The following is a 23151-nucleotide window of genomic DNA, read 5'->3' on the forward strand; positions in this document are numbered from 1 at the left end:
CAATATGAAACAACTATAGCGGTGTTGCTTTCCTTTTAGCCAGACCCGAGAGGGGGTTTGTGATGTAAACACGAAGTGACTCACAAAATTTGAGGTACACTCACTGCCGGGCTGAAAAGGAGATAATGATGGGGAATGAAGGCGTTGTAGCGGTTGAAAAAGCGCTGGCTTTACTGGATTGCTTCCGTCCTGGCGATGAAAGCCTGACGCTGACCGCGCTGGCTCAGCTATCGGGTTATCATAAAACCACGGTTTACCGCTTGATGAATTCTCTTGAACGGATGAACTATGTCGTCAGGCATGATGACGGCAATTATGCGCTTGGCCCTCGTCTGCTTTACCTCGGTAAGCTGTATGAACAGTCTTTCCATCTTTCCAGGGTAGTTCAACCTGAGCTACAGGCTTTATCCCTGGCGTCTCAGGAGAGTGCCAGCTGGTATGTGTTAGAGGGCGGGCAACGTCTGTGCCTGTTTCGTGCTGAAGCCTCACATGGGCTTCGTCACAGCAATCTTCCCGGTACACAGTTCCCGCTGGACGATTCTGCCATCAGTCAGGTTCTGCGCCATTGGGGTCTCAATGAACGCCTGCCGGACGGTGAGCCTGCTGTTCCGCTCTACACCGCAGGTGCCCGCGATCCCCATACTGCTGCGTTTGCAATGCCGGTCTTCGGTGTTCACGACAAGTTGATTGCGGTGCTGGCGTTGACCGGGCCCATATCAAGATTGACAGAAGACCGCAGGGAGCAAGGTATCAGCCAGTTGATGCATGACACTGCCAGCCGCCTGTCACAGAAAATGGGGGCGAGTAAGCCCTTCTGCCAGCAGTTTTACGGTGAAACGAGCGATACAGCAGAAGAAAACCGTTAACGAAAAGCGGGACACGCGTCCCGCTTTTGTTATCGTTAATTTGTGACCTGCTTCTCGTGTAGCTGAGTATTGCGGGTCTGTCGGCCCATCATCAGCACCGCGATCCCCCCCGCCACACACAGCGCGGCCAGCGGAAGCATAGCCAGCGTATAACTGCCCGTCCGCTCATTGATAATGCCGTACGCATTGACCATAACTGCTCCGCCAATCAGGTTAGCGATGGCGCCAATCGCGGCGAGTCCTGCTGCCGCCGAGGTACTGCTCATCCAGCCGGACGCCAGCGCCCAGAAAGGCCCTTTCATTGAATAAGCGCCGATGAGCATGATGCTGAGAATAACGATGGTGGCAGCAAGGGAGGCGCTGACAAATGCGGCAAATACGCCTGCGGCAATCATGAAAAGCGTCAGCGCGGTATGCCAGCGGCGTTCGTTGGTTCGGTCAGAACTTCGTCCCCATACAATCATGAGTACGGATGCCAGACCGTACGGGATGGCGTTGAACAGGCCTGTCTCAAGATTATTGAGATGGAAGGATTTCAGCAGTTGAGGAGACCATACGCTGATAGTCGTGCCAGCAGACGATGCGCCAGCGTAAATCAGCGCCAGCAGCCAGATTTGGCGATGTTTCAATAACTGCCACGTCGTTTGATGTCCAATATTCTTTTGCTGGTTACGCTCGCTCTCCAGCGTGGTTTCCAGCCATTGCTTCTGCTCACTGCTGAGCCAGTTCGCCTGATGAGGGCGATCGCGGAGAATAAACCAGGCGGCAATGCCGAGCAGCACGGCGGGCAAACCTTCAATGATAAACAGCAGATGCCAGCCACGCAGACCCAGCCAGCCGTCCATGGACAGTATCAACCCGGAAAGCGGGGAGCCGATGAAGTTGGCGAGTGGGATGGCGACCATAAAGGAGGCAATAATGCGTGCGCGGTAACGGGAAGGGATCCACCAGGTCAGATAAAGCACGACGCCCGGGAAGAAGCCCGCCTCTGCGGCGCCGAGAAGGAAACGGACGATATAGAGCGACGTGGTGTTCTGGACCAGCGACATACACATGGACACAATGCCCCAGCTAATCATAATGCGCGGGATCCACAGCCGCGCGCCGACTTTTTGCATCGCCAGGTTGCTTGGCACTTCAAACAAAAAATAGGCCACAAAGTAAAGGCTGCTGGCGAAGCCAAATGCCGCTTTGCTGAGGCCAAGATCCTCATTCATCTGCAGCGAAGCCATGCCGATATTACCGCGATCGATAATGGAGATCAGATAGCTGACGATGAGAAACGGCAGGATACGCCAGATCACTTTCCGCATCGTCTCTTTTTCTATCTCCTCAGTGGCGGTTGCGCCATAACATGTTTGTTCTGTCATTGTGTCCTCGCAGGGTTTATTCTTGGTTTTATCAGGTACAACTCGGTTTTATTAAACAAAACCACTATAGCGACGATGCGTTATTTTTATCCAGTGAATGGAAGGTTTAAATTATGTAAATAAGAGGTGACTCACATATAAAGTTCTTAACGTAATGCGTCTAAACGGCAGATGCGCCACCCTACGTTGTGAGGTAAAGTACACACCTTGCGCAGCCACAGAGCTGCGGTTTTGAGGGTGGAGACGTTGATCAACAGTCCACCCTTTTTCTCGGCTGGTTTACGCCAGTCTGCATGGTGCTGTGTTTTGCCTCTATAAAAGGGTTGTGTATGTCTGCTGCTCATCTCGGTTTCCCGACGGAAACCGTTGTTGTCTTTGTCGTAATGGCCGTTGGGGCGATGTTTATCGATCTCTTCATGCACCGTCACGATAAACCTGTCTCGCTGAAAAGCGCGGCGATGTGGTCCGTTTTCTGGTTCTCGATGGCGATGGCGTTTGCCGGGTTCCTGTATATCCACCACGGTGCCGAAATGGCGAGCCTGTTCCTGACCGGCTACGCGCTGGAGGAAGTTCTCTCCATTGATAACCTGTTCGTGATGATGGCCATCTTCGCCTGGTTTGGCGTGCCGGATAAATACCGTCACCGTGTGCTCTACTGGGGCGTGCTGGGGGCGATTGTTTTCCGCGGCATCTTTGTGGCTATTGGCACCAGCCTGTTAAGCCTGGGACCGTACGTTGAGGTGGTTTTCGCGCTGGTCGTCGGCTGGACGGCGGTGATGATGCTCAAGCGCAATGAAGAGAGCGATGAAGTCGAAGATTACTCCGGTCATCTGGCTTATCGTCTGGTAAAACGCTTTTACCCGGTCTGGCCGAAAATCAGCAGCCACGCGTTTATCCTGACGCAAAAAGAGGTGGATGCTGAGCTGGAGAAGCCAGAAAACCAGGACGTCATGGTTGGCCGCGTGAAGAAAGCGAAGCGCTACGCGACGCCGTTACTGCTCTGTGTGGCGGTGGTGGAACTCTCTGACGTGATGTTCGCGTTTGACTCCGTACCGGCCATTATCGCGGTGAGCCGCGAACCGCTGATTATCTACAGCGCCATGATGTTCGCTATCCTCGGCCTGCGTACCCTTTACTTCGTGCTGGAAGCGCTGAAGCAGTACCTGGTGCACCTTGAGAAAGCCGTGGTGCTGCTGCTGTTCTTTGTGGCGTTCAAGCTGGGTCTGAATGCCACCGATCACTTCTGGCATCACGGTTACAGCATTGGCGCGACGGCCAGTCTGTTTGTGGTATTGGGCGTGCTGGTGCTGGGGATTATTGCGAGCGTGATGTTCCCGGGGAAACGTGAGGCCTGATGTAACGCCCGGTGGCGCTTCGCTTACCGGGCCTACGGTTCGAAAGTAGGCCGGGTAAGGCGCAGCCGCCACCCGGCAAAAAGTTACTTAATCGGTGAATTCCGACGCTTGCGCGGATGATGGAAGTGCCGCCAGTGTGGATCCTGCGCTGCCGCCAGCAGTTCGTGGTCACCACGGGTGTCACCCCAGGCGCGCAGGTGGTAGGTGTTGAGATCGCCGTAGACCTTTTCCAGCCTCGCGACTTTCTGTGCACAGCGGCAGTTATTGCCGGTGATACGCCCGGTCAGCTTGCCGTTTTTCACTTCCAGCTGCGTACCAATCAGCTTAATGCCGAGCTTATCCGCCCACGGCTGAAGCACCAGTGCCGGGGAGGCGGAGCAGATAGTCACTTCCGCACCGGAATTCACCTCCGCCGCCACGGCTAAAACCCCTTCAGGGCGCATCAGCTTGTTCCAGTATTTTTCACAAAAGGCTTCCGCCTGCTGACGTAACCAGTGCTCGTCCACCCCTGTCAGGAACGTTTTGATCAACACCTCTTTGAGCTCATCACGCGTTAGCTTGCGGCGCACGCAGTGGAGCGTCGGTAACGCCATCCGCACCAGCCGTCCCGCAAAGTAACGCTTGCCAAAGGCAAAGCGCAGGAAAGGAATAAAGCTGTCGTGATGCGTCAATGTTCCATCAAAGTCAAAGACAGAGAGCACGTGGGATTTGGCCACGGCGTCGTCGGCAATCATATTGGTCATAAATACGTCTTAGCTGAAATACACATTCTGCTCATTAGTTTACCTGCTTTAGCTCCACAGTCCTTATACCACGCGCGTTTTTTTCTCATTCTTGCGACAGGGCCGAAGAGTCCAAAATCAGACCCGATAAAAATTGGATGAAAAACGAACAGTCTATATTATCGCCACATTGCACGATTTTTGGGGAAACATTGGCCCCACCCGTAAGGAAAAACTCACTCACTGCTTCTTTTTGATATGACTCTTAGATCGCTTATTTCAATACTCTCGTTAAGTTTTGCCTCGTTTTCAGCATTTAGTTTTCAACTGCCTGCTTCCATGTTGTCAATGAACAGCGAGCTGTCGGCATCCCCGGCAAAGGCCGGGCTGATGCATCAGCAAACGGGTCCGCTACGTTCCCGCATTCTCGATCAATACCAGAAATGGAAAGGGACCCACTACCGGTGGGGAGGAACCACGCACCGCGGGGTAGATTGCTCTGCGCTGATGCAGCACCTCTTCAGTGATGCCGCACACCTGAAACTGCCGCGCACCACGAGCGAGCAAATCCATCGCGGTGTGCAGGTGGCACAATACCGTTTGAAGGCCGGAGATTTGGTGTTTTTCCAGACGGGCCCGAACCGAAAGCATGTGGGCGTTTACATTGGTGATAGCCAGTTCATTCACGCTTCGAGCAGCCAGGGCGTAACGGTTTCAACCCTGACGGACAACTACTGGCAGGAACATTTCATCACCGCCCGCCGGGTGGCGGGCGCTGCAGCCTGACGGCTCAGATGATGTCATCCACTACGCCACCATCGACGCGCAGTGCCGCACCGGAGGTGGCGGAGGCCTGCGTCGAACAGACATACACCACCATATTCGCCACTTCTTCCACCGTCGCGGCGCGCTGAATCACCGAGCTGGGGCGATTAGCCATCACAAACTCTTTCGCCAGTTGCTCCAGTGATTTCCCTGTTTTCTCGATCTCGTCCTTCATCATCTCGGCAAAACCGTCAGACATCGTCGGTCCTGGCAGGACGCTGTTAACCGTGACGCCGCTTCCGGCTACAAATTTCGCCAGCCCGCGCGCCAGCGAGAGCTGCGCCGTTTTGGTCACGCCATAGTGGATCATATCCGCTGGAATATTGCAGGCCGATTCGGACGAAATAAACACCACGCGCCCCCAGCCTTTCTGCACCATGCCGGGTAGCAGGGCGCGGGAGAGGCGCACGCCGGACATGACGTTGGTCTGCCAGTAACGCTCCCAGGTGTCATCGTCGGTGGAGTAGAAATCCTGCGGGCCATAAATCCCCGCGTTGTTGACCAGAATGTCGACGTTCGTTGCCACGTTCAGCAGCGCGTCCACCCCGTCCGGTGTACTGAGATCGGCAATGGCCGCCCGCACCTGCACGCCGGGCACGACCTGCTGGAGCTGCTGAATACCCTTGTTCACCGAGTCCGTGCTGCGGCCATTCACAATCACTTCCGCACCACTTTCAGCCAGCCCCCGGGCGATAGCGAACCCAATCCCGCCGGTTGAGGCGGTCACCAGCGCCACTTTCCCCGTAAAATCGATTTTCATGCTCCGCTCCTTGTGGTTTTAACGTTCAGACCTTAAAGCGTAGCAGGTGAGGATGACGGCTCCTGTTTAAAAAGGTGCAGCAGGGTGTCCACCTGTTCATCCAGCGGGCTGAGCGAGCGCTTAACGATGAGGTGCAGCGGCGTCGCGCGGCGCACGCCGTGGCTGAGCGGCAGCGCTTTCAGAACGCCTTGTTCCAGCTGCGTTTGAATACGCTCTTCCGGCAGCCAGCCGTATCCAACCTGGTTCATCACCGCTTCGATGGCGGCATCAATGGTGGAAAATGTCCAGGACCCGCCAGCAGGACGGGCAGCAGGCTGGCTGTCCGCAATTTGGATCAGCGGCCACGGGCGCAGCAGTTCATCGTTCAGCGGTGCATCAAGTGCAAACAGAGGGTGCTCGTGATGGGCAACGGCAACAAAATCGATATTCATCAGCCATTCACCCAGTCCGGTAATGTCCTGGCGGCGGGTGAGGATCATCACGTCGGCTTCATCATTTAGCGCATCGTCGCGGCTGTTTTCCAGCACTTCGGTAAGCCGCACCTGCGTTTGCGGATAGCGTTGCTGGAACTGCCGCAAAATGGCGAACAGGCGGCGACGCGGGAAGATACTGTCAACCATGAGGTCGAGCCGGGTCCGCATGCCGCTCTGCAGCGTCGCGGCGCGCGTCTCAACGTAAGAGAACGCCTTCAGCAGCGGTTTAACCTGATTCAGTAATAATTCCCCTGCGGGGGTGAGCACGGCCCGTCTTCCCTCCGCCATCAGCAGCGGCACGCCCAGCCGCTCCTGCAGCAGCGACAGGTTATAGCTGACCGAAGACTGGCTGCGGTGGGTCTCTTCCGCTGCTTTAGCAAAGCTGCCAGCCTCCACCACTCTCTCCAGCAAGGCCCATTGTTCGAGTGTCGTCTTGTGCATAATTAATCTAAAATTTGGATGAATTTGATTCAAACATAGCGTTATTCATTCGTTTTTTGAAGGAATAAGATCGTCTCATCAAAACAAAGGAGACATCTTATGAACACTTTCGACAAACTTGATTTAAGCGGCTTCGTCGGCAAACATCTGGTTTATACCTACGATAATGGCTGGAACTATGAAATTTACGTCAAAAACGAAAACACCCTCGACTACCGTATTCACAGCGGCCTGGTCGGCAATCGTTGGGTGAAAGACCAGCAGGCGTATATCGTCCGCGTTGGGGAGAGCATCTATAAAATCTCCTGGACCGAGCCCACCGGCACCGACGTGAGCCTGATTGTGAACCTGGGCGATAGCCTGTTCCACGGCACGATCTTCTTCCCGCGCTGGGTGATGAACAATCCGGAAAAAACCGTCTGCTTCCAGAACGATCATATTCCGCTGATGAATAGCTTTCGCGATGCGGGCCCGGCATATCCAACCGAAGTGATTGATGAATTTGCCACTATTACTTTTGTTCGCGACTGCGGTGCTAACGATGAAAGCGTTATTGCGTGCGCTGCCAGTGAACTTCCAAAAAACTTTCCTGATAATTTAAAATAAGCGCGACAATTAACTAAAAAGAAAAGTTCCCGGCTCATTTCATATTTATTCGAAATGGTCGGGAATTTTTTGTTTGTTGATGTTTGGTTTAGATAAAAAGCGCGTTAACGGTGAGCGTAATCACAAAATAAATAATTCATAATTTAATAACTCTTTGTTTATTAATTTATTTTAGTTGTTTGGCCATTCCTCTTTTTCGCCATCTTAATTTTTCCCTAAGAAATGAACGTTACCTTGAGATGAGTTTATGGTTCGTTGAAATAAACGCGTCGGCATTTGGTTAATATCAAAAAGTTGCCTTAAACATCTCAAGGAAATTAATAATGCGTGATTTTTTGCCGTTTTCTCGTCCTTCAATGGGCGCTGAGGAAATCGCCGCAGTGCAGGAGGTATTAACCTCCGGCTGGATCACCACCGGGCCGAAAAATCAGGCGCTGGAAGACGCGTTTTGTACGCTTACCGGAAACCGTCATGCGATTGCCGTCTCCTCCGCCACGGCGGGGATGCACGTTACCCTGATGGCGATGGATATCGGTCCCGGCGATGAGGTGATTACCCCCTCCCTCACCTGGGTGTCGACGCTGAATATGATCGTGCTGCTGGGCGCCACGCCGGTGATGATCGACGTCGACAAAGAGACGCTGATGGTGACGCCTGAGGCGGTCGAGGCCGCCATTACGCCCCGCACGAAAGCCATAGTACCGGTGCATTATGCGGGCGCGCCGTGCGATATCGACGCCATTCGCGCTGTCGGTGAACGCCACGGTATTCCCGTCATTGAAGATGCCGCCCATGCCGCCGGAACCTACTACAACGACCGTCACGTGGGCTGGCAGGGGACGGCAATTTTCTCTTTCCACGCCATCAAAAACATGACCTGCGCCGAAGGGGGCCTGGTGGTGACGGATGACGCACAGCTGGCGCAAAAAATCCGCAGCCTGAAGTTCCACGGTCTGGGCGTAGATGCCTATGACCGCCAGACCCACGGCCGCGCGCCGCAGGCGGAGGTCATCACCCCCGGCTTCAAATACAACCTTGCGGATATCAACGCCGCGCTGGCGCTGGTCCAGCTCGGCAAGCTGGGCGAGGCCAATAAGCGCCGTCGCGACATTGCCGACCGCTATCGGCTTGAACTTGCGGATACCCCTTTCCAGCCGCTGCGCACCCCGGTGTGGCCGCATCTGCACGCCTGGCACCTGTTTATTATTCGCGTGGATGAAGCCCGGTGCGGCATCTCGCGCGATGCCCTGATGGCCGCGCTGAAAGAGCAGGGCATCGGTACGGGGCTGCATTTCCGCGCGGCCCACACGCAAAAATACTATCGCGAGCGTTTCCCGGAGGTGTCCCTGCCGAACACCGAATGGAACAGCGCGCGCATTTGTTCTCTCCCCCTTTTCCCGGACATGACCCATGACGACACAACCCGCGTCATTACCGCGCTCCATCAGCTTGCAGGACATTGATATGTTCAGCGCGCCGCCCGTTCAAAAAGTCTCCGTGGTGATCCCGGTCTACAACGAGCAGGAGAGCCTGCCGGAGCTGATCCGCCGCACAACCGCAGCCTGTGACACCCTGGGTAAGGCTTACGAAATTCTGTTGGTGGATGATGGCAGCAGCGATGACTCCGCGATGATGCTGACCGACGCCGCGCAGGCGGAGGGCAGCCATATCGTTGCCGTGCTGCTTAACCGTAACTACGGCCAGCACTCGGCAATCATGGCCGGGTTCAGCCACGTGACGGGCGATCTGGTGATAACGCTGGACGCTGATCTGCAAAACCCGCCGGAAGAGATCCCACGCCTGGTTGCCAAAGCCGACGAGGGCTACGACGTGGTCGGCACCGTGCGGCAAAACCGTCAGGACAGCCTGTTCCGCAAGCTGGCGTCACGCACCATTAACCGGCTGATCCAGCGCACCACCGGCAAAGCGATGGGCGATTACGGCTGCATGCTGCGCGCCTATCGCCGCCACATCATCGACGCCATGCTGCACTGCCACGAACGCAGTACCTTCATTCCGATTCTGGCGAACACCTTTGCCCGCAAAGCGACGGAGATCCCGGTGCTGCACGCCGAGCGCGAGCACGGGGAGTCAAAGTACAGCTTTATGCGTCTGATCAACCTGATGTACGACCTCATCACCTGCCTGACCACCACGCCGCTGCGCCTGCTGAGCGTTTTCGGCAGCGTTATCGCGCTGGCCGGGTTTGCGCTTTCCGTTCTGCTGGTCGTGCTGCGGCTGGCCTTTGGCCCACAGTGGGCGGCGGAAGGGGTCTTTATGCTGTTTGCCGTGCTGTTCATGTTCATCGGTGCCCAGTTCATTGGTATGGGCCTGCTCGGTGAATACATTGGCCGTATTTACAACGATGTTCGCGCGCGTCCGCGCTACTTTATTCAACGGGTTGTCCGTCAGGAACACACCGCATCTCAAGAGGAAAAACACCCATGAAAGCTGTCGTCTTCGCCTATCACGATATGGGGTGCTCGGGCACGCAAGCCTTGCTGGACGCGGGCTTCGACATTACGGCCATCTTCACGCATCCGGACGTTGCCGGAGAAAACCATTTCTTTGGCTCGGTGGCGCGTATTGCGGCTGAACACGGGATCCCGGTGTACGCCCCGGACGACGTGAACCACCCGCTGTGGGTGGATCGCATTCAGAAACTCGCGCCGGACGTGATTTTCTCGTTCTATTACCGCAACCTGCTCTGCGATGCGATCCTGAGCGTGGCAGACAAAGGGGCGTTCAACCTGCACGGCTCCCTGCTGCCAGCCTACCGTGGCCGCGCCCCGCTGAACTGGGCGCTGGTTAACGGTGAAACGGAAACCGGCGTAACGCTGCACAAAATGGTGCGACGTGCCGATGCGGGCGGTATCGTGGCGCAGCAGAAAGTGAGCATTGACGCCGATGAGACGGCGCTGGAGCTGCACCGCAAGCTCTGCACCGCCGCGCAAAGCCTGCTTCGCGACGCGCTGCCGACGATCCTTCAGGGAACCTTTACCGAAACCGCGCAGGATGAAAGCAAGGCCAGCTGCTTCGGTCGCCGCACGCCGGAAGATGGCCGTCTGGACTGGAACCAACCGGCCCGCCAGCTGCACAACCTGGTACGCGCCGTGACCGACCCGTGGCCGGGCGCATACAGCTTTGCGGGCGTGAGTAAATTTATCGTCTGGAAATCCCGCGTGCGTGACGACATTCCTGCCGCCAAACCGGGCACCGTCGTCTCGGTCTCCCCGCTGATTGTGAGCTGCGGCGAGCAGGCGCTGGAGATCGTCACCGGACAAACCGACAGCGGCTTGTACGTTCAGGGGGCGCAGCTGGCGCAGTCTCTGGGGCTGGTGGCGGGGGCGCTGATCACCAGCGCGCCGGTGGTGGCGCTCAAACGGCGCACGCGCGTGTTGATCCTCGGGGTGAACGGGTTTATCGGTAACCACCTCACCGAGCGCCTGCTGAAAGACGACAACTACGAGATCTACGGTCTGGACATTGGATCCGATGCGATCGGCCGTTTCCTCGGTAATCCGCGCTTCCACTTCGTTGAAGGGGACATCAGCATCCACTCCGAATGGATCGAGTACCACATCAAGAAATGCGACGTGGTGCTGCCGCTGGTGGCGATTGCCACACCGATTGAGTACACCCGTAACCCGCTGCGCGTGTTCGAGCTGGATTTCGAAGAGAACCTGAAGATTATCCGCGACTGCGTGAAATACGATAAGCGCATCATCTTCCCGTCCACTTCTGAGGTGTACGGCATGTGTACCGATAAGAACTTCGACGAGGACACCTCCAGCCTGGTGGTTGGGCCGATCAACAAGCAGCGCTGGATCTACTCCGTCTCCAAGCAGCTGCTGGACCGCGTGATTTGGGCCTACGGCGAGAAAGAGGGGCTACGCTTTACCCTGTTCCGTCCGTTTAACTGGATGGGGCCGCGTCTGGATAACCTGAACGCCGCGCGTATCGGCAGCTCCCGCGCCATCACCCAGTTGATCCTGAACCTGGTGGAAGGGTCGCCCATCAAGCTTATCGAAGGCGGCAAACAGAAACGCTGCTTCACCGATATCAGCGACGGCATCGAAGCGCTGTTCCGCATCATCGAAAACAAAGACGGCCGCTGCAACGGGGAGATCATCAACATCGGCAACCCGGACAATGAAGCGAGCATCCGCGAGCTGGCTGAAATGCTGCTGGCAAGCTTTGAGCGCCATCCGCTGCGCAGCCAGTTCCCGCCGTTTGCCGGGTTCCGCGAAGTGGAGAGCAGCAGCTACTACGGCAAAGGGTATCAGGACGTAGAGCACCGCAAGCCGAGCATCCGCAACGCGAAGCGCTGCCTGAACTGGACGCCAACCGTGAAGATGGAGCAGACCATTGATGAAACGCTCGACTTCTTCCTGCGCACCGTGGAGCTGTCGGAACAGGCATCATGAAAAAGGTCGGTTTACGCATTGATGTCGACACCTTTCGCGGCACCCGCGACGGCGTCCCGCGGCTGCTGGAACTGCTGAGCAAGCACGACGTGCGTGCCAGCATTTTCTTCAGCGTCGGGCCAGACAACATGGGGCGTCATCTGTGGCGCCTGGTTAAACCGGCATTTCTGTTCAAAATGCTGCGCGCGCGCGCGGCATCCCTCTACGGCTGGGATATTTTGCTGGCGGGGACCGCCTGGCCCGGCCGGCGCATCGGGGCGGGGAATGAAGCGATTATCTGCGAAGCGGCGCATCAGCACGAGGTGGGGCTTCACGCCTGGGATCACCATGCCTGGCAGGCCTGGGCGGGCGTCTGGGATATTCCGCGCCTTGAACAAGACGTTGAGCGCGGCGTGCAGGAGCTGGAGGCGATTACCGGCCAGCCCGTGCGCTGTTCCGCCGCGGCGGGATGGCGTGCCGACCAGCGCGTGGTGAAAGCCAAGGAGACCTTTGCGTTTCGCTATAACAGCGATTGCCGCGGTACCACCCCTTTTTTACCGCTGTTAGGGAACGATCGCACCGGTACGGTTCAAATTCCGGTCACGCTCCCGACATGGGATGAAGTGGTCGGGCGCGACGTCTGCGCTGAAGGGTTTAACCGCTACATACTGGACTGCATGCATCGCGATGAGGGTACGCCGGTCTACACCATTCACGCTGAGGTGGAAGGGATCGCGTATCAGCATGATTTTGATGCGCTGTTGACGATGGCTGCCGCCGAGGGCATTCACTTCTGCCCGCTCGGCGATATGCTGCCAGACGATCTCAGCACCTTGCCGGTCGGCAAAATTGTGCGCAATGAAATGGCCGGTCGGGAAGGCTGGCTTGGCTATCAACAAACCGTGAGCCCGGTATCATGAAAGCAGCCCGTTATGGCGTAGCGCTTCTCGCACTGTTTATTGTTTACTACGTGATCCCGGTCGATCTCCGCCTGTTGTGGCAGCCGGACGAGACGCGCTACGCGGAAATCAGCCGTGAAATGCTCGTCTCAGGCGACTGGATTGTGCCGCATTTTCTCGGCCTGCGTTACTTTGAAAAGCCGATTGCCGGTTACTGGGTTAACAGCATCGGGCAGCTGATCTTTGGTCACTCCAACTTTGCCGTGCGCGCCGGAGCGATCTTCTCCACCGGGCTGACGGCGCTGCTGGTCATCTGGCTCGCCTGGCGCCTCTGGCAGGATAAGCGGGTGGCGATTTTCTCCGGTCTTATCTTCTTAACGCTGTTCCTGGTCTATGGCATCGGCACCTACGCCGTGCTGGATCCGATTATCGCCCTGTGGCTGGCGTTAGCGATGTGCAGCTTCTGGCTGGCTGCCCAATCGAAAACCGTGGCCGGAAAAGCGGGGGGCTACATTCTGCTGGGGCTGGCCTGCGGCATGGGCGTCATGACCAAAGGCTTCCTGGCGCTGGCGGTTCCGGTGATGGGCGTGCTGCCGTGGGTGATTGCGCAGAAACGCTGGAAAGAGGTGCTTGTTTTCGGCTGGCTGGCGATCCTGAGCTGCATGCTTATCGTTCTGCCCTGGGGGCTGGCGATCGCCCAGCGCGAACCGGATTTCTGGCGTTACTTCTTCTGGGTGGAGCATATCCAGCGTTTTGCGCAGAGCGATGCCCAGCATAAAGCGCCGTTCTGGTACTACCTGCCGTTCCTCGTCGCGGGGAGTCTGCCGTGGCTGGCGCTGCTGCCGGGCGCGCTGCGCCTCGGCTGGCGTGAGAGGCAAAATGAGGGGGCAGGGTTTTACCTGCTGGGCTGGGTGGTGATGCCGCTGCTGTTCTTCAGCATCGCCAAAGGCAAGCTGCCCACCTATATCCTGCCGTGCTTCGCGCCGCTGGCTATCCTGATGGCGCGCTACGCCTGCACGATGGCGGAAAAGGGGGCCCGCGTGCTGCGCGTCAACGGCGGCATCAACCTCGCGTTTGGCGTTATCGGCGTGGTGGCGGCGCTGGTGGTGTCGCCGTGGGGACTCGCGAAACATCCGGTCTGGACATCGGTTGAACTGTACAAAGTCTTCTGCGCCGCGATCGCCTTTCTTTTCTGGGCCGCGGTGGGCTGGTTTACGCTCAAGCAGAGCGCGCGGCGCTGGTGGCTCGCGGCACTCTGTCCTGCCGGTCTTGCGCTGCTCATTGGGTTTGCCATCCCTAACCTGGTGGTGGATTCCAAACAGCCGCAGTCGCTGGTGGATACCGTGCGTATGCCGCTGGAGGAGAGCCGGTTTGTGCTGGCAAACAACGTTGGCGTGGCGTCGGGGCTGGCGTGGGAACTGAATCGTCATGACATCATTCTTTTTGGCCAGACCGGGGAGCTGAAATATGGCCTCGGTTACCCGGATGTGAAAGGACGGTTTGTGAGCAACGGTGACATCGCACAATGGCTCGAAACGCATCGTCAGCAGGGGCCGGTATCACTGGTGATCCTGCTTTCAAAAAACGATGACATTGCCCGCGCCGGGTTGCCGAAACCGGACAGCCTGACGATTCAGGGGCGTCTGGCCTACCTGCAATATCTGCCGCAATGATGGCCTGGATCTGGCTGGTACTGGCAAGCCTGCTGAGCTGCGCAGGGCAGCTGTGTCAGAAACAGGCAACCGGGGCGAAGGGCGGTCAGCGAACTGCCCTGTGGCTTGGGCTGGCCTTGCTGACGCTTGGCTGCGGGATGCTTGCCTGGCTGGTGGTGTTGCAGCTTCTGCCCGTCGGCGTGGCTTACCCCATGCTGAGCCTGAACGTTGTCTGGGTCACGCTGGCGGCGAAAATCGTCTGGCATGAGTCCGTCCCGTCACGCCACTGGCTGGGCGTCGGGTTGATTATCGTCGGGATTATCCTGCTGGGAGGAAGCCTGTGAAAGGGGCATGTTGGGCGTTATGCAGCGTGGTGTTGGTCAGCGTGGCGCAGCTGGTGCTGCGCCACGCCATGGTGACGCTGCCGCCGGTGAGTGACGCCTTTTTTGCTGCCCTCCGGCACGCCGCGCCCGGCACGGGAACCTTGATGCTGGGTCTAACTGGCTATGTGGCCTCGATGGGCTGCTGGTATCTGGCCCTGCAGCGCATGGCGCTCAGTCGAGCCTATGCCCTGCTGAGCCTCAGCTACATTCTGGTGTGGGGTGCCGCCGTTGTGCTGCCCGGCTGGGGAGAACACTTTTCCTGGCGCGGGCTGGCGGGCGTTGGCCTGATTATTCTCGGCGTGCTGACGATCTTTATGCCGCAGACGTATTGGGGTAAGAAATCGACTCGGCGGTCAAGGTAAAGGGCGTAGGGGTACACACCGCCAGGCTCAGCGTGCCGAAGCGCAGCTGGCTCACCGAATGCGTCTGCGCGGTGCTGTCGATGCTGACAATCTGCCAGGCGCTGCCGCCGCGCTGTTTTACAATCGCCTCTTTCCGCGTCCAGATACGCCAGAAGGCAGAAAGCTGTTCCTCGGGCGCTTCGCGCTCAAGCTCTTCATGCTCGGTGATGCTAAAGACGGCATTCGCCAGCGCCTGCCAGTTCTGCCGCGGGCGGATCACTTCGATATCGCAGCCGACTTCACCTTCGTCGCTCATCAATAAGGCAATGTCGTCGCCGCTATGGCTCAGGTTGAACCACAACGGGTGCCCCTTCGCAAAAGCCGGTTTTCCCTGTTCACCGTAAATGATATCGGGCAGCGGCGAGGGGGATAATGTTCTGGCGAGCAGCGTCCGGCCTGCAAGCCAGGAGGCGTTTCGTGCACCCTGAGGTGCCCTGTCTGCGAGCGTTGACGCCAGCGGGTCCGCGCTAAGGGTGGAGATTTTTCCCAGTACAAACTGGTACATAGTTACGCCCAGCGTTTAATGATTATCGAAGTATTGATGCCGCCGAATGCGAAGTTATTGCTTTGCAGATACTCACAGTCAATCTGACGGGCTTCCCCCATAATATAATCTAAAGCGCCGCATTGCTCATCCGGTTGTCTTAAATTGAGCGTTGGAATGAACCAGCCTTCGCGCATCATCTCCAGGCTCAGCCAGGCTTCCAGCGCCCCGCACGCGCCCAGCGTGTGGCCAAAATAGCTTTTCAGGGATGAAATGGGCACGCTGTCGCCGAAAATGGCGGCGGTGGCCTGACTCTCGGCGATATCCCCGCGATCGGTCGCCGTTCCGTGGGCGGAAATGTAGCCAATATCCTGAGGGCTCAGACCCGCCATCGCCAGCGACTGTTCCATACAAATCTGCATGGTTTCACGCTGGGGCTGGGTGATATGGGCCGCATCGCAGTTGGTGGCAAAGCCCACAATCTCGCCGTAAATTGTCGCACCGCGCGCTCTGGCGTGCTCCAGCTCTTCCAGAATGACGGTGCCTGCACCTTCGCCAATCACCAGGCCGTCGCGCTGGCTGTCGAAAGGCGACGGCGTGGTTTTGGGCGCGTCGTTACGCTGGCTGGTGGCGAAGAGGGTATCAAAAACGGCGGCTTCCGAGGGGCAAAGCTCTTCCGCACCGCCCGCCACCATCACGGTTTGATAACCATGACGAATGGCCTCCCACGCATAGCCAATCGCCTGGCTCCCGGAGGTACAGGCGCTCGAGGTGGGGATCACCCGTCCGCGCAGGCCAAAGAACAGTCCGGTGTTGACGGCGGTGGTGTGCGGCATCATCTGCACATAGGTCGTGCCGGTGATGTTATGGGTGTGCTTTTCCATAAGCATGGACGCGAATTCGCTCACCGGCCCGGTGCTGCCCGTCGACGAGCCGTAGGCGATGCCGGTTTGACCGCTGGTCAGCACGGCGTCGTCGATCAGGCCCGCCTGCTCCAGCGCCAGCTCGGTGGCGCGGGTAGAGAGCAGCGACACGCGACCCATGGCCCGAATCCGCTTGCGGGTGTAGTGATCCGGCAGGGTGAAGTCCTCAATGGGCGCGGCCAGCAGGGTTTGCAGACCGTCATACGCCTGCCATTCAGACATGGTGCGCACCGCATTTTCATACCCGCGCAGGCGGCGTGAAATGGTCGGCCACGCTTCGCCAAACGCGGTGATGCCACCCATGCCGGTAATCACGACGCGGCGCGTCATAGCATACCTCCGTTAATTGAGATCACCTGGCGCGTCACATAGCCCGCCTTGTCTGACATCAGGTAGCTCGCCAGCCCGGCCACTTCGTCAGCGTGGCCCATACGCTGCATCGGGATCATCGACATTGCCGCGTTCAGCGCGGCCTCGTCCATCTCGATCATGCCGGTATCAATCAGCCCCGGCGCGATGCAGTTCACGGTGATTTTGCGCTTCGCCAGCTCAACGGCCAGCGCCTTGGTGGCCCCGATAATCCCGGCTTTGGCGGCGCTGTAGTTCACCTGCCCGCGGTTGCCCATCAGGCCAGAAACCGACGACAGGGTGATAATCCGCCCGCCCTTGCGGGTGCCGATCATCGGCATAATGCAGGGATGGATAACGTTATAGAAACTGTCGAGATTGGTGTGGATCACGCTGTCCCAGTCATCCTCGCTGAGTGCCGGAAACGCGCCGTCGCGGGTGATGCCTGCGTTACTGACCACGCCATACCATGCGCCGTGGTCAGCCATTTCCTGTTCCAGCACCGCGCGGCACTGCTCGCGGTTGCCCACGTCGAAGGCAAGTAAACGGCCCGTGCCGCCTGCCTGAACAATCGCGTCGAGTGTCTCCTGTGCGCCAGCGGCATCGCGGTGGTAATGCACGCCCACGGTGAAACCGTCAGCCGCAAGCTGAAGGGCAATAGCGCGGCCAATGCCTTTGCTGGCACCGGTGACCAGTACGGATCTCATGATGGCGTTCCCTGATTGAAAAGTGATGTTAATTCTTCTTCGCTCGGCTGGAAGGTGTTCACCCGGCCCGTGGCGAGGGAGGCGTTATCCGCGTGGATGACGCACTCGAAGCTGCCAAAGCGTTCATCCTGCATCAGCCGTTCGATGGTGATAGTCAGCGTGGTGCCTGCGGTAAACAGCCCTGCGGCGCATACCAGTTCACGCGCGCCCAGTACCATGCCCAGCGGGCTGTGCGGCAGCCCTTTTTGCAGGCGATGCCACTCAGACCAGACGCCGACGGTCTGCGCCATCAGCTCCAGCGCAAACCAGCCCGGCAGGTCGCCGTCGGCGTTCAGAAACGGGGCGAGCACGCCGTGCCCGCTCACCGTGACGCTGCACGCTGCGCCATTGTCGGTGACGCTCTCGACGGTCTCCAGCAGCATCATGGGCGCGTCGTGAGGAAGGTACTCGGCGGGGGATAAATATTTCATCACACTCTCCCCAGCAGAAGGCTGGCGTTGTTGCCGCCAAACGCGAACGAGTTCGACAGGATCGCCGGTTTTTTCAGCGGGGCAGGCGCGTGCAGCAGTCCGCAGGCGGGCAGCGTGTCGTCCTGCGCGTAGCGGGAAAAATCCTGCGGCGGCAGCGGCAGGTTGCGGGTCAGGATCAGCCAGCTTAGCGCGGCCTCGGTGATCCCGGCGGCGCCCAGCGTGTGGCCGGTCAGATGTTTGGTGGAACTGCACGGCACGCGTTCGCCAAACAGATCGTGGATAACCTGCGCCTCAATGCGATCGTTAAGCGGCGTGGCGGTGCCGTGCAGGTTGATATAGCCGATATCATCCGCCGTCATGCCCGCCTCGTTCAGCGCCTGCGTGATGGCGCGGATGGCCCCTTCACCCTGCGGGTGCGGCGCGGAAATATGATACGCATCGCTGGATTCACCCGCGCCCAGCAGCGCGATCTCTCCCGGCTCGCGGGTTAGCACCATCAGCGCCGCCGCTTCACCAATGGTGATCCCCCGACGGTCACGGCCAAAGGGTTCACACTGGGTTGGCGAGAGGGACTCCAGGCTGTTAAACCCGTTAACCGGCATGCGGCTCAGGCTGTCGGCGCCGCCCACAATGGCGACATCCACCAGCCCGGCGTTGATCAAACGACAACCGCTGATGATTGCCCGCGCGCTGGAGGAGCAGGCGGTCGAAATGGTATACGCCGGGCCGTCCAGCTCAAGCCAGCTGGCGAGAAAGCGCGACGGATCGCCCAGCTCCTGCTGCGGGTATTGCCACTGCGGGCTCTCCTCGCCGCTCTGAGAGAGGCGCACGTACGCGTCACCTTCGTCCAGCCCGGACGTGCTGGTGCCAAGCACCACCGCCACGCGGTCGCGTCCCACGCGCGCGATGGCCGCATCGACGGCAGGCTGGATCTGCGCCAGCGCCGCCAGCAACAGCTGGTTGTTACGGCTGCGATGCGCCGACAGGTGGTCCGGTATTGACGGCAGCTCGCCTTCCACGCCGCCCAGCACCGCATCCGGCACGCCCTGCAGCCAGCCTGCGCGGTGACGCATCCCCGGCGCAACGCCTGCGGTCAGGTTTGCCGCAATCTCATCAGCCGAGTTGCCCAGGGCGTTGACCATGCCAACGGCAGAAAGGTAGATCATCTCAGTCACCCAGATATTGAATGGTGATGTGGTAGTTAAAAACATGCTGCTCGATGCTAATCGGCTCACGTTTGCCTTTGCGTTGCAGGTAGACAATCTCCGTGACCAGCTTGCCGTCGGGGTTGCGCAGCTCGCGTCTGCTGTCAGTATCGTTCAGCGTCCAGCCTTTCGGCAACTGCGGCTGCCAGGCGCTGAGCGGCCAATGGCTAAGCATCACGTCCGCCAGTACCTGGCTGGCGGGCGGCAGCTCCGGTGCCACAACCGACTGTTCGGTATGGATACCGGTATTGTCATACGTCGCGAGGAACAGACGGATCCCCACGGAGGAGAGGCCGGCCAGCGTCACCTTATGCTCGTCAGCATTCAGCATCACCAGCAGCGACTGGGTGTGTCCGTTGAACCTGCCGGTCAGCAGCTGTTGCGAGCTCATTGCCGGGGTGATATCCGGCGGCGGCAGCGTCACGCGGGTGCCCGGCTGGAGCCAGGCCTCGGGCCGCGCGTCATCGCGGTTCGGCGAATGGCTACACCCTGCCAGCAGCAGCGCCAGAAGACATATCGCCAGGCGGTAAAATCGGATCATCGTATTCTCTCTTTCGTCGTCGGCATCGCCAGCGGGGCGAGCAGGAAGGCGGTGAAAATACCGCTCACCAGCACAATGCCAAAGCTGCTGATGGCCTGGGTGGTGCTGAACACCAGCATGCCCAGCGTCAGCAGCGTGGTCATCATGGCAAGCGTAATCGCCAGCATCGCGGTCAGGGGCGTTCCGCGCGGGTTGCTGAAAAACAGCGTGTAGTTGATGCCAATTCCGAGCACCAGCACCAGCGCCAGCAGCGAAAACAGGTTCACCGGATGGCCCGCGACGGCCAGCGCCGCCAGCCCGCAGCTGAGCGAGAGCAGGGAGGGAACCAGGCTGATCGCCCCTTTGCGCCAGCCGAGGCGCACCATCGCGCCGCAGGCAATCACCGCCAGCGCCACGAACAGTAAGCCCGTCAGCAGCGAACGGTAGAGCGCAAACAGGCTGTCGAAGCTGGCTTTGCGGTCGACCCAGGCAACGCCCTCATGGCTGGCCGCCAGTTTGCCGAGCGCCGCGCTGTTTTTCACGCCATCCACCGGGACCAGTACGCCGCTTTCGCCGTTGGGCAACGTCAGCCACAGCAGCCGCCAGCCTTCGCTGACCGGGCTGGCGAGCCAGGCCTCAACGCTAACCGGCATCGCGTCCAGATTGGGTGTGACGCTGTTCAGCCCCGCGCTTTTCAACATTGTTGTCACCGCAGGCGCGGCGTTGTGCAGAAGCTGCAGATCGCTTTTCTGACGCGCCAGCGAGTTCAGCGGCAGGGTGCGCCAGTGGGCCATATCGCCCGCCTTTTGCGCCTGCGCCAGCGCCGGGGTAAAGGCCTCCAGCCGCTCCAGCGTTTGCTGAGCCGACGCGCCGTACACCACAAACCACTTTTGGTCGACGCCCTGCCCGGTCAGGGCGGTGATGGTCTTTTCCTGGGCCAGAATGTCTTTCGGCAGCGCCTGAAGCTGGGCGATATCGTCGTCGACCCGTAAGCTGCCTATCCCGATGGCGGAAATCAGCGTCAGCGCCAGCGGCAGCCCCACGGACAGGGTTTTGCTGCTACGCCAGGCGTTCAGCCAGCGCAGCATAAAACCTTTCGCGGGGATCGGGCGAACCGGCATTCTGTGGCACAACCATGGATGCCAGAAAATCACCGTCAGGCACGAGGCGCTCAGCCCCGCCGCGGCAAACACCGCCATCTGGCGGATGCCGGGGAAGGGGGCCAGCATCATCATCAGGTAGGCGACGACGGTGGTGAGCAACGCCAGCAGCAGCGCGTTACGTACCTTCGACAGGCTTTGCCAGGGCGAGTCGTCAGCGCCGTGCACCATCCGCTCCGTGAGGTAGTAAAGCGTATAGTCTGCCGAAATACCGATGATGCTCATGCTCATCACCACCGTCATCAGGTGCAGCTCGCCAAACAGCAGCAGCGTAAATACCGTGCCCGCCAGCGCGCCGATGGCAATGGAGAGCATGCTCAACAGCAGCGGGCGCACGGAACGGAACACCGCCACAATCAGCAGGATCACCCCGAGCACCGTGGCGACGCCGAGCGTGGAAATATCCCGCCTGGCCTGCTGGCTGGCGTAATCGCTGTAAAACACCGTGCCGCGAGAGAGCAGCTGCGCCTGCGGGGAGTGCGTTTTCAGCGTCTCTTCCAGCGCCTTAAGGGTGGTGACCAGCCGGTGGGTTTGCTGCATATCGAACGACGACCCCGCCAGTTCGCCGTGCAGCAGATACCAGTAGTTTCCGGCGTCATCTTTGGTGACCAGCCAGCCGTCCATCAGCTGCATTTTCTGGCCGTTTTGAGCGAGGGCGAGCTGTGAGCCGCGCATCAGCATCAGCGGATCGTTTTGCAGCTCCTTGCCGCTCACGCCGGAAAAGGCGGAATAGAGCTGGGACAGGATCCACTGGGCCTGCATTTCCCCGCCGTGTTGCAGGCGCGCCCGGGTGGCGGGATCGATCAGGCCGTTACGGTGCTGCCAGAAGAAGTCACCCCAGGCTTTTTGCCCGGCGGCGTCCATTGGCCCTTTGACCACATTCAGCGCCTGACTGCGCTGCAGCAGTTCCAGCCATTGCTGCGCCACGCGCGGGTCTGGCTTTTTGCCGGGGCTGACCAGCCAGACGAGCTGGCGGTCGAGACGCTGCATAAATCCGTCATTGAGCGCCGGGGGGATCGCCCCGAGCGTCTGTTTCGGCAACATCGCCAGCACGCTGCTGTTCAGCCGCGCGCCGGGCAGCAGAGCGAGCAGTACACCCAACAGGATCAGGCATACCGTGGCCCACAGCAGCGCCGGGCGCAGGGATTTACGGTGCGGCAAAGCGTTGGCGTTCGGCATCGGTCAGGCTGGCGGGCGTCAGTTGGTGGCGGGACAGGGCGATATCGGTTGTGTCGCCCTGCTTATCGTTCAGTCGAATCGATTCCAGGTACGCGGCACCGCGCAAATCGAGGGTGGCGAAAATCTTGTCCAGCGGCGTGGTCACAGGCGTCAGCACCAGCGACCAGCGGCCTTCCCCCTGGTCTTTAAAATCGATGCGGAAGTTCTCTTCGAGCACCTTGCGGTCGGCCTGAAACAGCGCCCGCAGCAGGTGGTTGAACTGGAACATCTGCGGGTTAGTGTCGGCGGTAATGGTCTGCGGCGGTTGGCCGTTAACGATCTGCACCATCCGTTTGTCGTCCAGCAGCAGCGTCATCGGAAACGGCGCTTTTTGATCCCACAGCAGGCCGCTGTCGCGGGCGATCAGCATCTCCCCCTGCGAGCGCAGCGGCTGTGGCATGTCCTTGATGGTGCGGGTTTGCTCGAAGTGCGCGCGCACCACCGGCTGTTCCGCAAAGCGCTGTTGCAGTTCGTCCAGCGTGATCGCGCTGACCAGCGGGCTCATCAGCAGGGCGAGAAGCGGTATCCATTTCATGGCGCGATCCCCATACGTTCAAACAGAATGGCCGGGCTGACAAAGCACATCTCCCGGCTGGCTTCATCCACCGCCACCTGAATGGTGTAGCCGGAGGTGGTGCGTTTTCCGGTTTGCGCGTCGAAGATTTGATAGGCGATGCGCAGGCGGTTTTCATATTCTTCAATGTGGGCGCGCACGCGGATGCGCTGCTCGAAGGTCACCGCGTCGCGGTATTTCACGCGGGTGTCCACCACCGGCCAGACGTAGCCGGAGGCCTTCATCTGGCGGTAGCCGTAATTAAACTGGTTGAGCAGCGCCTCGCGGGCGATCTCAAAGTAGCGGAAATAGTTACCGTGCCAGACCACGCCCATCATATCGACGTCGTGGAACGGAACGGCGATCTCGACTTCAGCCGTAAAGCGGGGATCGGTCAGCACCCT

The 23151-nt window shown here is 59.1% G+C and carries 24 protein-coding genes; 11 read left to right on the forward strand and 13 right to left on the reverse strand.

Annotated elements, in window-relative coordinates; all coding sequences use genetic code 11:
• The first annotated feature begins 128 nt into the window (after positions 1–128).
• Positions 129–866, forward strand: coding sequence for an IclR family transcriptional regulator (locus EXW94_RS09115; protein ID WP_010436618.1), 738 nt, complete (start codon positions 129–131; stop codon positions 864–866).
• 35 nt (positions 867–901) lie between these two features.
• Here the strand turns inward: EXW94_RS09115 and EXW94_RS09120 are convergent, their stop codons facing one another.
• Positions 902–2236, reverse strand: a complete 1335-nt coding sequence (locus EXW94_RS09120) for an MFS transporter (protein WP_148401146.1) — start codon at positions 2234–2236, stop codon at positions 902–904.
• Positions 2237–2565: 329 nt separating this feature from the next.
• Between EXW94_RS09120 and EXW94_RS09125 the strand changes: the two genes are divergently transcribed.
• A complete protein-coding gene (locus tag EXW94_RS09125) occupies positions 2566–3591 on the forward strand; it encodes a TerC/Alx family metal homeostasis membrane protein (protein ID WP_174339995.1) in 1026 nt (341 codons plus the stop codon).
• 83 nt (positions 3592–3674) lie between these two features.
• Here the strand turns inward: EXW94_RS09125 and EXW94_RS09130 are convergent, their stop codons facing one another.
• Positions 3675–4334, reverse strand: coding sequence for an HAD family hydrolase (locus EXW94_RS09130; RefSeq protein WP_120159403.1), 660 nt, complete (start codon positions 4332–4334; stop codon positions 3675–3677).
• Positions 4335–4571: 237 nt separating this feature from the next.
• Between EXW94_RS09130 and EXW94_RS09135 the strand changes: the two genes are divergently transcribed.
• On the forward strand, positions 4572–5099 hold the full coding sequence (locus tag EXW94_RS09135; RefSeq protein ID WP_148401148.1) for an NlpC/P60 family protein: 528 nt from the start codon (positions 4572–4574) through the stop codon (positions 5097–5099).
• A gap of 4 nt (positions 5100–5103) precedes the next feature.
• Here the strand turns inward: EXW94_RS09135 and EXW94_RS09140 are convergent, their stop codons facing one another.
• Positions 5104–5898, reverse strand: a complete 795-nt coding sequence (locus EXW94_RS09140; protein ID WP_174339996.1) for an SDR family NAD(P)-dependent oxidoreductase — start codon at positions 5896–5898, stop codon at positions 5104–5106.
• A gap of 32 nt (positions 5899–5930) precedes the next feature.
• Positions 5931–6812, reverse strand: coding sequence for a LysR family transcriptional regulator (locus EXW94_RS09145; RefSeq protein ID WP_174339997.1), 882 nt, complete (start codon positions 6810–6812; stop codon positions 5931–5933).
• Between the two features lie 99 nt (positions 6813–6911).
• On the opposite strand from EXW94_RS09145, the gene EXW94_RS09150 reads away from it, so the two are divergent.
• From EXW94_RS09150 to arnF, 8 genes are all read left to right on the forward strand, one after another.
• The gene (locus EXW94_RS09150) at positions 6912–7418 is read left to right on the forward strand and encodes a phenolic acid decarboxylase (protein WP_174339998.1); all 507 of its coding nucleotides are present in this window, start codon (positions 6912–6914) and stop codon (positions 7416–7418) included.
• A 323-nt stretch (positions 7419–7741) separates the two neighbouring features.
• Positions 7742–8881 (forward strand): UDP-4-amino-4-deoxy-L-arabinose aminotransferase, encoded by a 1140-nt coding sequence (gene arnB / locus EXW94_RS09155; RefSeq protein WP_174339999.1) that lies wholly within the window; start codon positions 7742–7744, stop codon positions 8879–8881.
• A 1-nt stretch (position 8882) separates the two neighbouring features.
• Positions 8883–9866: an undecaprenyl-phosphate 4-deoxy-4-formamido-L-arabinose transferase gene (arnC, locus tag EXW94_RS09160; protein WP_010436594.1), complete on the forward strand. Its 984-nt coding sequence runs from the start codon at positions 8883–8885 to the stop codon at positions 9864–9866.
• The gene (gene arnA / locus EXW94_RS09165) at positions 9863–11845 is read left to right on the forward strand and encodes a bifunctional UDP-4-amino-4-deoxy-L-arabinose formyltransferase/UDP-glucuronic acid oxidase ArnA (RefSeq protein WP_010436592.1); all 1983 of its coding nucleotides are present in this window, start codon (positions 9863–9865) and stop codon (positions 11843–11845) included. Before arnC ends, arnA begins: the two co-directional genes overlap by 4 nt.
• Positions 11842–12744 (forward strand): 4-deoxy-4-formamido-L-arabinose-phosphoundecaprenol deformylase, encoded by a 903-nt coding sequence (arnD, locus tag EXW94_RS09170; RefSeq protein ID WP_174340000.1) that lies wholly within the window; start codon positions 11842–11844, stop codon positions 12742–12744. The genes arnA and arnD overlap by 4 nt, the downstream gene beginning before the upstream one ends.
• Positions 12741–14396, forward strand: a complete 1656-nt coding sequence (gene arnT, locus EXW94_RS09175; protein WP_174340001.1) for a lipid IV(A) 4-amino-4-deoxy-L-arabinosyltransferase — start codon at positions 12741–12743, stop codon at positions 14394–14396. Before arnD ends, arnT begins: the two co-directional genes overlap by 4 nt.
• Entirely contained in the window at positions 14393–14719 is a 327-nt protein-coding gene (gene arnE / locus EXW94_RS09180; RefSeq protein WP_120159408.1) for a 4-amino-4-deoxy-L-arabinose-phosphoundecaprenol flippase subunit ArnE, read from the forward strand. Before arnT ends, arnE begins: the two co-directional genes overlap by 4 nt.
• The gene (gene arnF, locus EXW94_RS09185) at positions 14716–15120 is read left to right on the forward strand and encodes a 4-amino-4-deoxy-L-arabinose-phosphoundecaprenol flippase subunit ArnF (protein WP_120159409.1); all 405 of its coding nucleotides are present in this window, start codon (positions 14716–14718) and stop codon (positions 15118–15120) included. Before arnE ends, arnF begins: the two co-directional genes overlap by 4 nt.
• On the opposite strand, the gene acpT is transcribed toward arnF, so the two are convergent.
• From acpT to EXW94_RS09230, 9 genes are read right to left on the reverse strand one after another with little or no spacing between them, the layout of a single operon-like run.
• Positions 15071–15664 (reverse strand): 4'-phosphopantetheinyl transferase AcpT, encoded by a 594-nt coding sequence (gene acpT / locus EXW94_RS09190; RefSeq protein ID WP_010436580.1) that lies wholly within the window; start codon positions 15662–15664, stop codon positions 15071–15073. The two genes, arnF and acpT, sit on opposite strands and share 50 nt — an antisense overlap.
• 2 nt (positions 15665–15666) lie before the next feature.
• Positions 15667–16896 (reverse strand): beta-ketoacyl-ACP synthase, encoded by a 1230-nt coding sequence (locus tag EXW94_RS09195; protein ID WP_010436577.1) that lies wholly within the window; start codon positions 16894–16896, stop codon positions 15667–15669.
• Positions 16893–17624, reverse strand: coding sequence for a 3-ketoacyl-ACP reductase FabG2 (locus EXW94_RS09200; RefSeq protein WP_100167322.1), 732 nt, complete (start codon positions 17622–17624; stop codon positions 16893–16895). Before EXW94_RS09200 ends, EXW94_RS09195 begins: the two co-directional genes overlap by 4 nt.
• Complete coding sequence (locus EXW94_RS09205) at positions 17618–18091, reverse strand: 3-hydroxy-fatty acyl-ACP dehydratase (protein WP_120159411.1); 474 nt, start codon at positions 18089–18091, stop codon at positions 17618–17620. Before EXW94_RS09205 ends, EXW94_RS09200 begins: the two co-directional genes overlap by 7 nt.
• The gene (locus EXW94_RS09210; protein WP_174340002.1) at positions 18091–19257 is read right to left on the reverse strand and encodes a beta-ketoacyl-[acyl-carrier-protein] synthase family protein; all 1167 of its coding nucleotides are present in this window, start codon (positions 19255–19257) and stop codon (positions 18091–18093) included. The genes EXW94_RS09205 and EXW94_RS09210 overlap by 1 nt, the downstream gene beginning before the upstream one ends.
• A gap of 1 nt (position 19258) precedes the next feature.
• Positions 19259–19837 carry a DUF3261 domain-containing protein gene (locus tag EXW94_RS09215; protein WP_174340003.1) on the reverse strand — a complete coding sequence of 193 codons (579 nt, stop codon included), beginning with the start codon at positions 19835–19837 and terminating at the stop codon, positions 19259–19261.
• Positions 19834–22155 carry an MMPL family transporter gene (locus EXW94_RS09220; RefSeq protein ID WP_174340004.1) on the reverse strand — a complete coding sequence of 774 codons (2322 nt, stop codon included), beginning with the start codon at positions 22153–22155 and terminating at the stop codon, positions 19834–19836. The genes EXW94_RS09215 and EXW94_RS09220 overlap by 4 nt, the downstream gene beginning before the upstream one ends.
• The gene (locus EXW94_RS09225; RefSeq protein WP_174340005.1) at positions 22124–22729 is read right to left on the reverse strand and encodes an outer membrane lipoprotein carrier protein LolA; all 606 of its coding nucleotides are present in this window, start codon (positions 22727–22729) and stop codon (positions 22124–22126) included. Before EXW94_RS09225 ends, EXW94_RS09220 begins: the two co-directional genes overlap by 32 nt.
• A complete protein-coding gene (locus tag EXW94_RS09230; protein ID WP_174340006.1) occupies positions 22726–23148 on the reverse strand; it encodes a thioesterase family protein in 423 nt (140 codons plus the stop codon). Before EXW94_RS09230 ends, EXW94_RS09225 begins: the two co-directional genes overlap by 4 nt.
• Between the last annotated feature and the right edge of the window lie 3 nt (positions 23149–23151).

Origin of the sequence: Enterobacter sp. JMULE2, from assembly GCF_013337145.1 — a bacterium.
Taxonomy (GTDB): Bacteria; Pseudomonadota; Gammaproteobacteria; order Enterobacterales; family Enterobacteriaceae; genus Enterobacter; species Enterobacter mori.

Excerpts from the sequence above, each read along its gene's own strand:
- EXW94_RS09115 (WP_010436618.1), top strand. The coding sequence starts at position 129 with ATGGGGAATGAAGGCGTTGTAGCGGTTGAAAAAGCGCTGGCTTTACTG.
- EXW94_RS09120 (WP_148401146.1), bottom strand. The coding sequence starts at position 2,236 with ATGACAGAACAAACATGTTATGGCGCAACCGCCACTGAGGAGATAGAA.
- EXW94_RS09125 (WP_174339995.1), top strand. The coding sequence starts at position 2,566 with ATGTCTGCTGCTCATCTCGGTTTCCCGACGGAAACCGTTGTTGTCTTT.
- EXW94_RS09130 (WP_120159403.1), bottom strand. The coding sequence starts at position 4,334 with ATGACCAATATGATTGCCGACGACGCCGTGGCCAAATCCCACGTGCTC.
- EXW94_RS09135 (WP_148401148.1), top strand. The coding sequence starts at position 4,572 with ATGACTCTTAGATCGCTTATTTCAATACTCTCGTTAAGTTTTGCCTCG.
- EXW94_RS09140 (WP_174339996.1), bottom strand. The coding sequence starts at position 5,898 with ATGAAAATCGATTTTACGGGGAAAGTGGCGCTGGTGACCGCCTCAACC.
- EXW94_RS09145 (WP_174339997.1), bottom strand. The coding sequence starts at position 6,812 with ATGCACAAGACGACACTCGAACAATGGGCCTTGCTGGAGAGAGTGGTG.
- EXW94_RS09150 (WP_174339998.1), top strand. The coding sequence starts at position 6,912 with ATGAACACTTTCGACAAACTTGATTTAAGCGGCTTCGTCGGCAAACAT.
- arnB (WP_174339999.1), top strand. The coding sequence starts at position 7,742 with ATGCGTGATTTTTTGCCGTTTTCTCGTCCTTCAATGGGCGCTGAGGAA.
- arnC (WP_010436594.1), top strand. The coding sequence starts at position 8,883 with ATGTTCAGCGCGCCGCCCGTTCAAAAAGTCTCCGTGGTGATCCCGGTC.
- arnA (WP_010436592.1), top strand. The coding sequence starts at position 9,863 with ATGAAAGCTGTCGTCTTCGCCTATCACGATATGGGGTGCTCGGGCACG.
- arnD (WP_174340000.1), top strand. The coding sequence starts at position 11,842 with ATGAAAAAGGTCGGTTTACGCATTGATGTCGACACCTTTCGCGGCACC.
- arnT (WP_174340001.1), top strand. The coding sequence starts at position 12,741 with ATGAAAGCAGCCCGTTATGGCGTAGCGCTTCTCGCACTGTTTATTGTT.
- arnE (WP_120159408.1), top strand. The coding sequence starts at position 14,393 with ATGATGGCCTGGATCTGGCTGGTACTGGCAAGCCTGCTGAGCTGCGCA.
- acpT (WP_010436580.1), bottom strand. The coding sequence starts at position 15,664 with ATGTACCAGTTTGTACTGGGAAAAATCTCCACCCTTAGCGCGGACCCG.
- EXW94_RS09195 (WP_010436577.1), bottom strand. The coding sequence starts at position 16,896 with ATGACGCGCCGCGTCGTGATTACCGGCATGGGTGGCATCACCGCGTTT.
- EXW94_RS09205 (WP_120159411.1), bottom strand. The coding sequence starts at position 18,091 with ATGAAATATTTATCCCCCGCCGAGTACCTTCCTCACGACGCGCCCATG.
- EXW94_RS09210 (WP_174340002.1), bottom strand. The coding sequence starts at position 19,257 with ATGATCTACCTTTCTGCCGTTGGCATGGTCAACGCCCTGGGCAACTCG.
- EXW94_RS09215 (WP_174340003.1), bottom strand. The coding sequence starts at position 19,837 with ATGATCCGATTTTACCGCCTGGCGATATGTCTTCTGGCGCTGCTGCTG.
- EXW94_RS09220 (WP_174340004.1), bottom strand. The coding sequence starts at position 22,155 with ATGCCGAACGCCAACGCTTTGCCGCACCGTAAATCCCTGCGCCCGGCG.
- EXW94_RS09225 (WP_174340005.1), bottom strand. The coding sequence starts at position 22,729 with ATGAAATGGATACCGCTTCTCGCCCTGCTGATGAGCCCGCTGGTCAGC.